The organism is Mangrovibacterium marinum (genome assembly GCF_003046625.1).
In the GTDB taxonomy this organism is placed as follows: Bacteria; Bacteroidota; Bacteroidia; order Bacteroidales; family Prolixibacteraceae; genus Mangrovibacterium; species Mangrovibacterium marinum.
In genome coordinates this window covers 16,283-28,697 of record NZ_QAAD01000011.1, presented here as the reverse complement: position 1 = coordinate 28,697, position 12,415 = coordinate 16,283, and the positions used below count along the sequence as shown (strand labels likewise).

At 45.7% G+C, this 12,415-nt stretch carries 12 protein-coding genes; 4 read left to right on the top strand and 8 right to left on the bottom strand.

Annotated elements, in window-relative coordinates; all coding sequences use genetic code 11:
* Positions 1-16: 16 nt before the first annotated feature.
* The 3 genes from C8N47_RS18685 to C8N47_RS11555 form a co-directional block, all read right to left on the bottom strand.
* A complete protein-coding gene (locus C8N47_RS18685; protein ID WP_146161512.1) occupies positions 17-235 on the bottom strand; it encodes a hypothetical protein in 219 nt (72 codons plus the stop codon).
* Positions 236-802: 567 nt separating this feature from the next.
* A complete protein-coding gene (locus tag C8N47_RS11560) occupies positions 803-994 on the bottom strand; it encodes a helix-turn-helix domain-containing protein (protein ID WP_107822721.1) in 192 nt (63 codons plus the stop codon).
* 788 nt (positions 995-1,782) lie between these two features.
* Positions 1,783-3,672, bottom strand: coding sequence for a YgiQ family radical SAM protein (locus C8N47_RS11555; RefSeq protein ID WP_245915707.1), 1,890 nt, complete (start codon positions 3,670-3,672; stop codon positions 1,783-1,785).
* Between the two features lie 132 nt (positions 3,673-3,804).
* On the opposite strand from C8N47_RS11555, the gene C8N47_RS11550 reads away from it, so the two are divergent.
* Both C8N47_RS11550 and C8N47_RS11545 read left to right on the top strand, forming a co-directional pair.
* Positions 3,805-5,595 carry a GNAT family N-acyltransferase gene (locus C8N47_RS11550; RefSeq protein ID WP_107822720.1) on the top strand — a complete coding sequence of 597 codons (1,791 nt, stop codon included), beginning with the start codon at positions 3,805-3,807 and terminating at the stop codon, positions 5,593-5,595.
* Between the two features lie 20 nt (positions 5,596-5,615).
* On the top strand, positions 5,616-6,332 hold the full coding sequence (locus C8N47_RS11545) for a GW dipeptide domain-containing protein (protein ID WP_146161511.1): 717 nt from the start codon (positions 5,616-5,618) through the stop codon (positions 6,330-6,332).
* Positions 6,333-6,541: 209 nt separating this feature from the next.
* On the opposite strand, the gene C8N47_RS11540 is transcribed toward C8N47_RS11545, so the two are convergent.
* Positions 6,542-7,780, bottom strand: a complete 1,239-nt coding sequence (locus C8N47_RS11540; RefSeq protein ID WP_107822719.1) for an S-adenosylmethionine:tRNA ribosyltransferase-isomerase — start codon at positions 7,778-7,780, stop codon at positions 6,542-6,544.
* 446 nt (positions 7,781-8,226) lie between these two features.
* Between C8N47_RS11540 and C8N47_RS11530 the strand changes: the two genes are divergently transcribed.
* The gene (locus C8N47_RS11530; protein WP_107822717.1) at positions 8,227-8,454 is read left to right on the top strand and encodes a hypothetical protein; all 228 of its coding nucleotides are present in this window, start codon (positions 8,227-8,229) and stop codon (positions 8,452-8,454) included.
* Entirely contained in the window at positions 8,444-8,710 is a 267-nt protein-coding gene (locus C8N47_RS11525) for a type II toxin-antitoxin system RelE family toxin (RefSeq protein ID WP_107822716.1), read from the top strand. Before C8N47_RS11530 ends, C8N47_RS11525 begins: the two co-directional genes overlap by 11 nt.
* Positions 8,711-9,173: 463 nt before the next feature.
* On the opposite strand, the gene C8N47_RS11520 is transcribed toward C8N47_RS11525, so the two are convergent.
* From C8N47_RS11520 to C8N47_RS11500, 4 genes are all read right to left on the bottom strand, one after another.
* Positions 9,174-9,779, bottom strand: a complete 606-nt coding sequence (locus tag C8N47_RS11520) for a MarC family protein (RefSeq protein WP_107822820.1) — start codon at positions 9,777-9,779, stop codon at positions 9,174-9,176.
* Between the two features lie 891 nt (positions 9,780-10,670).
* A complete protein-coding gene (gene floA / locus C8N47_RS11510; RefSeq protein WP_107822714.1) occupies positions 10,671-11,648 on the bottom strand; it encodes a flotillin-like protein FloA in 978 nt (325 codons plus the stop codon).
* A gap of 5 nt (positions 11,649-11,653) precedes the next feature.
* Entirely contained in the window at positions 11,654-12,121 is a 468-nt protein-coding gene (locus C8N47_RS11505; RefSeq protein ID WP_107822713.1) for an NfeD family protein, read from the bottom strand.
* 11 nt (positions 12,122-12,132) lie between these two features.
* Positions 12,133-12,414, bottom strand: coding sequence for an ATP-dependent Clp protease adaptor ClpS (locus C8N47_RS11500; protein WP_107822712.1), 282 nt, complete (start codon positions 12,412-12,414; stop codon positions 12,133-12,135).
* Between the last annotated feature and the right edge of the window lies 1 nt (position 12,415).

The window sequence follows — 12,415 nt, the reverse complement described above, 5'->3', positions numbered from 1 at the left end:
TGACTTGTTGTGTAATTTATGCAAAAAATGAATAAGGGATGGCCGACTCATGTCTGTTCATCGCCCAAGGCCTAAAGTTCAACAAGCTTCCTATGCCAAATGTTGGCTGCTGCTGTTTCGTACCCAATGTTTTTCGGCTTGTAACATTCTTTAACAGCGCTTGGCAGCTGTTAACACACGCACAGGCTATCTTTGTAACATACAAAAGAGCAAGTAATAAGTAGATTTTTTTCATAGAGATAGGTTTTGGTTAGTTTGAGAAAAGGATGGCAGATGGTCATCCTTTTTTCGTATGTGGTGAAGAAGTCTTCGTTTCGGTAGAAGCCGGCAGATGGAAAGAAAGGATGCGTGTGTGTGCGGCGAGCCAAATGTAAAAGTCGCTAAGCTGCCTGTATTTTATGTAGTCTCCCGCCGTTTCGTACCGATTGTTTTTCGGTTTGTAACATTCTTTAACAGCGCTTGGCAGCTGTTAACACACGCACAGACTATCTTTGTAACAGACAACAGAGCAAGTAATAAGTAGATTTTTTTTTCATAGAGATAGGTTTTGGTTAGTTTGAGAAAAGGATGGCAGATGGTCATCCTTTTTTCAAATGTGCTGTTGATTGCACGACGGATGATTGCCAGACCTGGAAGAAGTTCCGGTTCCGGATTGCCCGACTGATGTAACGAATTGAGTGACGGAATGAACGGTGACTCGCTACCGGGCGCTCATTCCGCATCTCATGTTCAACCGTACAATCGAACATTGAATGGTTGGAATTAACATTTGGCATTGTCAGATGAAGACGAGGAACAGGCCTTAGGTTGTCATGTATTCGGCAAATATTTTTTCAAAATCTTCCTCCGAAATGTACCAACGTTTGCCAATCTTTTTAGCCGGGATCTTGCCCGATTTTATGTGCTTGCGTATCGTTTTGTTGGTTAAGCTTAACTTACCGGCGACCTCGTCAACGGTCAACGCTGTTGTATCTGTGTTTTCCATGTTTTTCATATTCTTCAAATTTTACCTGTTTTAAATATCTCCGGAAGCCGGCTTTTCTATTTTGGGAACCGACCAATCCGGGGTGAGCTTTATTCATGAAATACGTAAAAAGGGTGTTTTTTGATATCTTTCGTCGAGGAGGTTGGCTGTCGGGCATCGGTAATTTCTCAGTAAATAGATACAAAAGCCTTCACAACTCCACGGGGATTTTCAATGGCGACGGAAGGCGTGGATTTTCGGATATCCTGTTGTCGTTGTTCTCACAGGTTGTCGGGTTGTCATTTTAAAACGCCATCAACAAGAAAGAAGGCGTTTCGATCAATGAGAAAATGTTGGGAACCGGTTGGCCTGGTTTTATCGAGGTCGAAATCAAACGGAAAGCTTCCTGCAATCCCGGAGGGATGCTATTTGGGTAGCTTGACGACGACAGGGGGAAATTCCGTCCCGTATGGGACGGGAGAATCTTCGTGTTTTCGTTTGTGCTACCCAAATTATACCGTTTTACAGGCTAATTTATGCTATGAAATAGGAAGGTATAATGCCGATAGACTGAAAAAAGGAGCATTGGAACGAAGTGATACGATGCGACACTTTTGAAGCTAATCGGTATTGAATGGCTAAAGCCATTGCTGAAAGAGTAAAAACCCGTCCGGTAGGACAAAAGATCCTCTTTTATACAAATTAGAATTGACGGAACACTCGCTTAAGCGTCGAAAAAGAGACTTTCACCGAAAAAGGACACGATCGCCGGGGCGGCTCGCATCCTTTTGGTGGTTTGTCTGTATCGAATAAACGTGTTAACTCAGGATCTTCTTCAGTAAATCTTTTCGGTTGAGGCGGGTCAACTCGTTGCGGATTTCGCGTTGATACTCGCGCTTATACCAGAAGAAGAACTTGCGCTGACTCAGCTTCTCTTTCTTGCTCTTGGCCGTAAAAACGGCTTCCATGGTGTAAGGGTGAAAACCAGTGTAAAAGATCACCGTTGCCAGTGTCATGGGCGTGGGTGTAAAATCCTGCACCTGCTCCAGTTTAAAGTCGAGCTGCTTGGTCTCGGCAGCCAGCTTGGCCATATCGACACTTTCGCAACCCGGATGGCTCGAAATGAAGTAGGGGATGAGCTGTTGCTTCAGTCCTTCCTGTTTGTTGATCTCGTTAAACACCTTGTTCAGCTTATGAAACAGTTTGAAGGATGGTTTGCGCATAATTTTCAGCACATCGTCCGAGGTATGCTCAGGTGCTACCTTCAAACGGCCCGACACGTGATGCTTGATCACCTCGCGCAGATAAGTCATATTGTTTTTGTTGACCTGCGGATCTTTGGTTTCGTGCAAAATCATATCGTAGCGAATGCCGCTGCCGATAAAGGCTTTCTTCACCGCCGGGTGCTTGCGCACTTCGCGGTACAGGTCGAGCATGGGCTTGTGATCGATATTCAGGTTTTTACACACATCGGGGAAAATACAGGAAGGGCGTTTGCAGCGGTTGCAAATCTCCTGGTGAATGCCCTTCATCTGGTACATGTTGGCCGACGGGCCTCCCAAATCCGAGATGTAGCCTTTAAAGTCGGGCATCTGGGTAACCTGCTCCACCTCGCGCAGCACCGACTCTTGCGAGCGGCTGGCAATAAACTTACCCTGGTGGGCCGAGATGGTGCAGAAGGTGCAGCCACCAAAACATCCGCGGTGGATGTTGATGGAGTGGCGGATCATATCGTAAGCCGGAATGGCTCCTTTGTTCTTGTATTTGGGGTGTGGCAAACGCGTGTAAGGCAATTCGTACACATGGTCAATTTCTTTTTCTTCCATGGGGGGCCAGGGCGGATTTACCACCACCCGTTTGTTGCCGGTGCGCTGCTCCAGTCTGTTGGCATCTACCTTGTTCGATTCTTCTTCGATGTGCATGAAGTTTTGGGCAAACTTCTTCTTATCCTTCAGGCAGTCTTCAAAGGAGTGTAGCTCCAGGCTTTTCCATTTCTTCTGGGTGGCATAATGCGCATCGGCATCTACCAAAAAAGCGGTTTGCTGCAAGTTGGTTAAGCTCTTCGGATCGACTCCTTTTTGCACCAGGCGCGCATAATCCACAATCGATTTTTCACCCATGCCGTAGAACAGCAGGTCGGCTTTCGAGTCCACCAGGATGGATGGCATCAGCTTGTCCTGCCAGTAGTCGTAATGCGTTACACGGCGCAAGGATGCTTCAATACCGCCAATTACCAAAGGGGTGTCGGGATACAGCTTTTTCAGAATATTACAATAAACAATGGTGGCGTAATCGGGGCGCTTGTCGGTTTGACCACCGGGGGTGTAAGCATCGTTCGAACGCTTGCGCTTGTTGGCCGTATAGTGGTTCACCATCGAGTCCATATTTCCGCCGGTAACCGCAAAAAACAGGCGCGGCTCGCCAAACTTTTTGAAGTCGCGCAGGTCGTCCTGCCAGTTGGGTTGCGGCACAATGGCTACGCGCAGGCCTTCGGCTTCGAGCACACGGCCAATCACAGCAGCCCCAAATGACGGGTGATCTATGTATGCATCGCCGGTAAACAGCACCACGTCGGGCCGATCCCAGGCCCGTTCTTTCATCTCTTTGGCAGTAGTTGGCAGCCAGTCGCTTGTCTTGTATTTCTGATAAAGTAAATTCACGTGTCCACAATAATTATTTTCGCTGCAAAGGTACTGCGATTTCTTCAATTTAAAAGACTTTAGAGTCTTATTTTTAGATGACTACGATTGGAATGCCCGATTGCCTTAAAAATTCGTTGGCCTCTGGCTCGAAATCGAAATCGATTTTCTACATTTAGCATCACACTTTTAACCGAACGAATGGAATTAGTAAATCCGAAGGATATCCTGAAAGCCAGTCCTTATCTGGCTTATCTGGGGGGCGAGAGCCTGGCAAAATTCATCATGTATGTTTTGCGTTTTAGTAAGCTGAATAAAATATATCAGCAAATTGGCGATAAGCAGGGGGTGGACTTTATCGATGCCCTGTTGGAGATTCTGGAGGTGAATTATGAGTTCGATGAGCGTGCGCTGGCGAAAATTCCGCGGGAAGGTCCGTTTATTGTGGTGTCGAACCATCCTTTCGGCGGACTGGATGGCATTTTGCTGATAAAGCTGATTGCCAAGGTTCGTCCCGATGTGAAGGTGTTGGCCAACTTTCTGTTGAAACGAGTGGAGCCGATCAGCGATTATTTTCTGGCTGTTAATCCGTTTGAAGAGCATAAAGGTGCCCAATCGAGCATTGGCGGTATTAAAAATGCCTACGAACACCTGAAGAAAGGGGGCGCTTTGTGCATCTTCCCGGCGGGCGAAGTGTCTAGTTACGATGCGACCAACAAGATTACCGATCGGCAATGGCAGTTCCCGGTGCTTAAGTTTATAAAAAAGGCCGGGGTGCCGGTGGTGCCGGTTCATTTTAGCGGGAAAAACAGTCGCCTTTTCCACCTGATTGGCAAGATTCATCCGAATTTGCGCACGGCCAAGTTACCCTCGGAGTTGCTCAATAAGAAGAATAAACTGCTGAAAATTCGCCTCGGTTCGGCCATATCGGTCAAGGAGCAGGATCATTTTCCGGAAATCTATCAGTTTGGACGTTATCTGCGGGCCAAAACCTACAGCCTGAGCAGTCGCCTTGAAGTGAAGCGCTATTTTAATTATTCGCTGAAACGCCATCATAAAGTTGAAGAGATTGTTCCCGAAACCGATCCAAAATTGATTCAGGAGGAAATTTCGCAATTGAATGAGGAGCATTTCCTCTTTAAGCTAAAAAGCTTTGCGGTGTACTGCTGTCCGGCACAAAAGATCCCCAATGTGCTCAATGAGATCGGTCGTTTGCGGGAGGTCACCTTTCGCGAGGTGGGCGAGGGAACCAACCAGAGTATCGACCTGGACGAGTTCGACCTGTATTACAACCAGCTGTTTATCTGGGACGAGCAGGCTCACAAGCTTGTTGGAGCCTACCGCATCGGCAAGGGAGCCGATATTTTGCACGACTACGGAACAAGCGGCTTTTATCTGCAAAGTTTGTTTAAAATGAAGGAAAGCTTTCTTCCTATTTTAGCGCAGTCGCTCGAACTGGGGCGCTCATTCGTGGTCCGGGAGTATCAGCGGCAGCCTATGCCCTTGTTTCTGCTTTGGAAAGGTATCTTGTATTTTTTGCTGAAGAATCCGGAGTATCGTTACCTTATAGGTCCGGTAAGCATCAGTAATAATTATTCAACGGTGTCGAAGGAACTCATCATCAAATTTATCATGACGCACCATTTCGACTGGGATATGGCTCGCTATGTTAAACCGCGCAAGGCCTTTAAGTTTAAAACTCAAGACGCCAATATCAATATCATCATGGAGAATCTGGGTGATATCAATATGTTGGATAAGTTTATTGGCGATGTCGATGAAATGAATACCGGCTTGCCCGTGTTGTTGAAGAAGTATATTAAATTGAATGCGAAGATTGTCGGATTCAATGTTGATCCGCTATTTAATAACTGCCTCGATGGTTTGATCTTTTTGGACGTACTGGACGTACCCAAACATACGATCGAGTCGCTGTCGAAGGAGGTGAATGACGGATCGATTTTGAGCCGCTTTTATTCTCATCGCGAATAGGAACCTTTAATTGAAATGAAATGAATAAAACGACCTTTAAACTTGTGGGATTGGCATTATTGGGAGTTGTTGTGATGACTTCCTGTGTGAAAAAGAAAAAAGAAGCAGTGGACCCGATCGATACCAGTTCGATGATGCATGCTGTAACCGTAAATAAAACCATTCAGGCCAGCGCGTATACTTATCTTCAGGTGAATGAAGGCGACCAGGAATACTGGATTGCTGTGAATAAGATGGAACCGGTGCCGGGACAAACTTATTACTTTGCGAATTCGATGGAAATGAAGGATTTTAAAAGTAATGATTTGGATACGGTTTTTGCCAGCGTGTTTTTTGTTGAAGACCTGAGCTCATCGAATGAGCCGAAGCCGGCGATGGCTAATCCGCACGGAGAGATGGGGCGAAAAGTGGTTGAACAGGACGAATCAATCCGTGTAGAGCCGGCAGAAGGTGGCATCACCGTGGCTTCGTTATTTACAAATAAAGCTGACTATGCCGGAAAAGAAGTACTGGTTCGCGGCAAAGTCGTGAAGGTCAATAATGGCATCATGAACCGCAACTGGGTGCACATTCAGGATGGTACCGGTGCTGATGGCCAGTACGACTTAACACTGACAACGACCGAAGTTATAGCGGTTGGCGACACCGTAACCATGCTGGGTACTGTTGCGGTTGATAAAGACTTTGGCGCCGGTTATTTTTACGATGTGATTATCGAAAGTGCGGTGGTGAAATGATCTACATTGAAGATATATTGAGGGGCAGTGATGCCCCTTTTTTAATGAAAGTCTTACTACACAGAGGCGCTAAGTTGCAATGCCAATAACTGTTTTTGATTAGATGTGGAACGACAACCCGACAACTTTTGAAACAACGACAACAGCCTAGTCGAAAAATCCGAAGCTTTCATTCCTGTTGGTGGTTCCCCGGAATCATCTGTCTTTTTTTATGCTTTTAGATAAAGGTTGCTGTCGCCGTAACTCAGGAAGCGGTAGCCATCGGCCAGCGCATGCTCGTATACCCGAAGCCAATCGTTGCCGATAAAGGCTGAGATTAGCAGTAACAGGGTACTTTGCGGTTGGTGGAAATTGGTAATCATACCCTCGACAATACGAAACCGGTAGCCCGGAACAATGATGATTTTTGTATGAGCACCAATAGTCGGTAAGTTATGTTGGTCCATATAAGTCAGAATGGCCTCGAGCGACTCCTGCTTCGAGTAGCTTTTCTCCGTTTGATAAGGCAACCATTGCTCAATGTCCAGTTCGTTGAGGGCGCTGTCGGGCTTCTCAATCAGTTTTACGCCCAGCCAATACAAACTTTCCAGTGTTCGTATTGAAGTTGTTCCGACGGCAACAAGTTTACCCTGGTGCTTCAGCAGTTTTTCAATCAATGCCCGGCGAACGATGATTTGCTCCGCGTGCATTTCGTGTTCGCCAATGGTTTCGGCTTTTACCTGTTTAAAGGTTCCGGCACCCACGTGGAGCGTTACTTCATCGCAAGCAATGTTTTTGGCTTTCAAGCTTTCAAAAACAGCATCGGTAAAGTGTAGTCCGGCAGTAGGTGCAGCTACCGATCCTTTTATTTTCGAGTAGATGGTTTGGTAGCGCTCCAGGTCACTTTCCTCCGTTTCGCGGTGCAAATAGGGTGGGATGGGAAGAATTCCGGCCGCTTCAATCAGGCTGGCGAAGTCAGCTTCAGGGCAATCCCAGCTAAATTTCACTTGCACCGAACCATCAATCTGCTTCAGCTTTTCAGCTTTAAAAACAACCGTCTTTCCATTGAACTGAAGCTCTTTTTCCAACACCTCGGTTTTCCATTTCTTCAGGTTGCCGACCATGCAATTCCAGCTGCAACTTTCCGTTTGCTGAAACGCAATTTGGTAGTCCGCCGGCTCCAGCGGATCGAGGCAAAAGATCTCAATGTTGGCACCGGTCGCTTTTTGAAACATCAGCCGCGCACGAATTACCTTGGTATTGTTGAAGATCAGTAAGCTATCCTCCGGCAAAAAGTCGGGTAGCGTCCGAAATTGTGCATCGGTGATGTTGCCGCTGTTCCAAACCAATAATTTGGATTGATCGCGTTGTGGCAACGGATATTTGGCAATTTGTTTGTCCGGTAAATTGTAATTCAGCGCTTGTGCACTGAGGTCGAACACGGTTGTTTCTGTCTTAAGCTTGTCCATGGGCCGCAAAATTACAAAAACAATCCGAGGCGGAGAAGAAGATGGTAGCCGTTGGAGAAAAGACTTAATCTCAGCGATGACGATCGACAAATTTACTTCTACATTCCTTATTGATTATTCGATATTCTACATTTTAAGAAGGACGAGCATTAAGTGCATGAGTACCATAGTTCATAAGTCCATAAGTGCGGGAACAGCTCTTGAGCTGGTGACTCTGAGTTCACCTGCTCAATAAGAGGATATGCCCGAGTGCATAAGTTCATGAGTGCATAAGTACGGGGCAACTGAACTTCTTCAATCGTCAATGGTAAATCGTTAAATGGTAAATTATTGTTGGTAGAAACTGATTCCTAAATTCATCCGTTTGTAAAAGAGTCCGGAAGCGATATTATAGAGGCAAAAAACATCTACCGGCAATTCTCGTATATTTGCAAAAACAAAACACGATGGAAGCCATAATAATTCAACCCAAAGATCAAGACGACCTGAAATTTTTTGTCGAATTGGCCAAACGTCTCGGTGCAAAATTCAAAACACTCGACGAGTTGCAAGACGAACAACTCCAGAGTAGAATGTTGCAAAATGCAGAAACCAATGAAATTGCCAAATCGGATGTTATAGCAACATTAAAAAGTATGGCAAACGAAGACCCGTCCCCTTACAATGAAGATTAAATTTCTTTCTGGCTTCCACAAAGACATACAAAAAACACGCGATAAGAAATTAGCCCTGACGATACTGGAGTGCATTGAACTTTTTGAAATGGCAAACGATATTCACGAGCTACCGAATATCAAAAAAATGAAAGGACACTCAAACGCTTACCGATACCGAAAAGGCAAATATCGGATTGGTTTCTTTTTAGATGATGATACCATAACTTTTGCCGCATTTGCCCCTCGAGATAAAATTTATTTGAAGTTTCTATAATAGCATTGCGAATGGAAGCCTCCTCCTGCCCATGAGCTTAGGGTGTACAAGTACAGCAGCAACCGGCAACTGCAACTTCATCAATCGTCAATGGTAAATCGTTAAATGGTAGATTATCGCTGACTGCGACTTCTTCAATCGTGAATAGCACTTTCTTACTTCTACATTTCTTATTGATTATTCGATATTTTACATTTTATGAAACGCGAGCATTAAGTGCATAAGTACAGGCGCTGCTCTTGAGCTGGTGACTCTCAGTTCACCTGCTCAAGAAGAGGATATGCCCGAGTGCATAAGTTCATGAGTGCATAAGTACGGGGCAACTGAACTTCTTCAATCGTCAATGGTAAATCGTTAAATGGTAAATTATCGCTGGCTGCAACTGACCACTGAGTCCCTACGTCTAATAATCCGGTAATCTGATGGTCCGGCAATCGGGCAACCCAATTATCAGCCGATCTGCTTAGCCAATGCCAAATATGTTTTTAATACCGGTCAGGATCATGTTAACGCCGATAGCCCCGATAAAGAAGCCGTTCAAACGCATCAGCACTTCCATATTTTTATCGTAGGCGGTTTTCAGTCGTTTGCCTTCCAGAGAATCCCGAAAGATCTTCAGCAGATAGATCGCCAGAAAATTGATGGCGAAGGCCAGCAGCAAGGTGACGATTCCGGTCAGTCGGGAATGGCGGTATGAGGTGAGGATGCTTAAAGAAATTGTTCCGGCGCCAACCATAAAGGGCAGGGCGATTTCGGATGCCAGGTCGTCCAGGTTTTCTTTCATCATAATCAGGGCTTTTTGTCCTTTAACGATGTAGAAATAGGCGAAGGAGAAAATAATAATTCCCCCGAAAATCCGGAACGATTCAAAGTCAATCATAAATACACGCTTGAATAAAAACTCGCCGGAGAAAAAGAACAGATAGCAAATTACCAACGAGATCAGGCTGGCTTTCAGGATCACTGTTATGAATTGTTTGTGATTAAGTTCTTTGCGAATGGGGTCGAGGTACAGAAATAATGCAAACGGATTGAGCATCACAATTAACTCAACAAGAGATAATAACATAAGGATCGTAATTTTCGGGTTAATTTCAGCAGGCAAGGTATAAAAAAGAAATTCCTTTCTCCGGTTAATCCAGGCTTTATCTTTGAACTTGAAACGGGACAGTAAGGTGGGAAGAAGCTCCGTGTTGGATTTCCTTCGGTTTGGAGCAAAAAAAAAGAGTAGATCTCTATCTACCCTTTTCAAACCTAACTAAACCAATAAAACTAATCAAACCTAAACTTATGAAATAAAATCTACGACAAAGATATGCTGAAAAACACAAACAACTGTTAAGCCAATATTAAGAAATGTGTTTTGCAGCATATTGCTGGATTTTTTTAGATCGAAAAAAAACGCAATACAGAGCTCTCCTGGTTCCGAGGGAATCTTGAACAGGGTTGAAAGTCGAGGGGGCTCGGCAATTCGGTTGTCAGAAGTTGTCAGGGCGTCTTCCCAAACTTGCCCGAAGCGATTTCGGCCTACTTTTTATCGCTGGTGACGAGAGAACCGGAAGCTTCGTGCAATCCCGGAGGGAGTGGGGCGAAAAATGCTATCAGTGCGTAAAATTTCGGCTCTTACGGGACGGGATAAGTCACTTAACGGCTTTCGTGCTACCCAAATTATACCAATTGTTTTTCAGCATGAGCCTTGAGGGAAACGCTGAATTTTCAATGGTAAATGCCGATAGACAATGTAAAGCGGCTTGAAGTGTGTTCCGGATTTAAGGCTCAATTCAATTGCTAATCGGTATTAAATGGCTAAAGTCACTACTGAAAAACGAAAGCCCGTTTGGTAGGGCAAAATTCCGCTCGATCAAAAGATGAAGCGAAGAAACGGGCACTGAAGTGCAAGGAAAAGAACTGCAAATAAAAATGAAGGCTGTCCGATTGTGTGTCGGACAGCCTTTTCGGTTTATTCTTTTGATTTGCTTTGATCTTCACCGGCAATCGATGAACGCATCTGGGTATCGGCGTCAATATTTTTGTATTTCATATAGTCCATAATTCCCAGGTTGCCGCTTCGGAAAGCTTCCGAGATGGCCAGGGGAATCTGGGCTTCGGCCTCGATCACTTTTGCGCGGGCCTCTTGTGCCTTGGCGCGCATTTCTTGTTCCAGGGCAACAGCCATCGCTCGGCGTTCCTCGGCTTTGGCTTGTGCAATGTTTTTATCGGCTTCGGCCTGGTCGATTTGCAGTCCGGCACCAATGTTTTTACCAATGTCGATGTCGGCGATATCGATCGACAGGATCTCGAATGCCGTTCCGGCGTCCAGCCCTTTATTTAGCACCAGTTTCGAGATAGAATCGGGGTTTTCCAGCACCGATTTGTGGGTGTGCGACGAACCGATTGACGAAACAATACCTTCGCCCACACGCGCCAGGATGGTTTCTTCGCCGGCACCACCAACTAGTTGTTTAATGTTGGCACGGACCGTCACCCGTGCTTTGGCGATCAGCTGAATACCGTCTTTGGCAACCGCAGCTACCGGAGGCGTGTCAATCACCTTGGGGTTTACCGACATTTGTACCGCCTCGAATACATCGCGTCCGGCCAGGTCGATTGCCGTAGCCATATTGAAGGGAAGGTCGATATTGGCCTTTTCGGCCGAAACCAGTGCGTGCACCACCATATCGACCTTACCACCGGCCAGGTAGTGGGCTTCCAGCTTATCGCGATCCAGTTTAATACCGGCTTTGGTTCCTTCAATTAACGCACGAACGATAACGGCCGGCGGCACTTTCCGAAAGCGCATCAGAAATAACTGGATGAGCGAGATGCGCACACCCGAAACCAAGGCCGAAAACCAAAGGCCTACAGGAATAAAATATAAGATGATAATGAGCAGGATGAAAATACCTGCCACCAAACCAAATGTTCCAAAGTAATCCATGTTGATTAATTTATAGGTTCTACAATAACTTGCGTTTTTAAAACTTCGACAACCCGTACAGGGACTTGCTGATCGATAAAGCCAACAATGGCTTTGCCTTCCATTGTTTGGTTGTTGATCCGCACTTTGCCCGTTGGAGCCAGGCGCCCGATGGTTATGCCTTCGTCGCCCGGATGAATGCTGCTTTCGTCAATCTGATCAACACGACCGGATATTTCCGACTCGAGCACCATCTTTTTACCGGCTCGGCTTTTGAAAAAACGGATCACCAGGATGGGCGACACAATTAGCACAAAGGCCGTGGTAATGATGCCGGCAACAACGCCGTAGCTGTCGAAGGCCAGGTAGATACTGGCTCCCAGAAGTAGTACGCCGCCAATGCCGGCAATGGTTATTCCGGGAACAACGGCAAATTCGAGCAGCAGCAATACGATGCCCAGGAAAATGAGAAACAGAATGATTAGTATGGTCATATTCAGGATGATTAGTCAATAGTCGCTTTCAGGTCTTTGTCCATTAAAGCTTGTTTCATCGGTCTAAGGTAAGTAAAACTTCCTTTTTTAACATCACATTGGCCCTTGTAATGTGTTAACAAAGTGCATTGAATGGCTTGCTCGTGTTCGTGTTCGCAAACGGCCATGAGCGCTTCAATAACATAGTCGAAGGAATGATAATCGTCGTTATGAAGAACGAGCAACCGATTGTTTTGGCTGTTGACTTCCTGATCCTGTACCGGTTTGTGTTGAATGTTTTCCTTTGAACTCATG

Bases quoted from the DNA above. Each gene is read 5' to 3' on its own strand.
- C8N47_RS18685 (WP_146161512.1), bottom strand. From the start codon at position 235: ATGAAAAAAATCTACTTATTACTTGCTCTTTTGTATGTTACAAAGATA.
- C8N47_RS11560 (WP_107822721.1), bottom strand. From the start codon at position 994: ATGAAAAACATGGAAAACACAGATACAACAGCGTTGACCGTTGACGAG.
- C8N47_RS11550 (WP_107822720.1), top strand. From the start codon at position 3,805: ATGGAATTAGTAAATCCGAAGGATATCCTGAAAGCCAGTCCTTATCTG.
- C8N47_RS11545 (WP_146161511.1), top strand. From the start codon at position 5,616: ATGAATAAAACGACCTTTAAACTTGTGGGATTGGCATTATTGGGAGTT.
- C8N47_RS11540 (WP_107822719.1), bottom strand. From the start codon at position 7,780: ATGGACAAGCTTAAGACAGAAACAACCGTGTTCGACCTCAGTGCACAA.
- C8N47_RS11530 (WP_107822717.1), top strand. From the start codon at position 8,227: ATGGAAGCCATAATAATTCAACCCAAAGATCAAGACGACCTGAAATTT.
- C8N47_RS11525 (WP_107822716.1), top strand. From the start codon at position 8,444: ATGAAGATTAAATTTCTTTCTGGCTTCCACAAAGACATACAAAAAACA.
- C8N47_RS11520 (WP_107822820.1), bottom strand. From the start codon at position 9,779: ATGTTATTATCTCTTGTTGAGTTAATTGTGATGCTCAATCCGTTTGCA.
- floA (WP_107822714.1), bottom strand. From the start codon at position 11,648: ATGGATTACTTTGGAACATTTGGTTTGGTGGCAGGTATTTTCATCCTG.
- C8N47_RS11505 (WP_107822713.1), bottom strand. From the start codon at position 12,121: ATGACCATACTAATCATTCTGTTTCTCATTTTCCTGGGCATCGTATTG.
- C8N47_RS11500 (WP_107822712.1), bottom strand. From the start codon at position 12,414: ATGAGTTCAAAGGAAAACATTCAACACAAACCGGTACAGGATCAGGAA.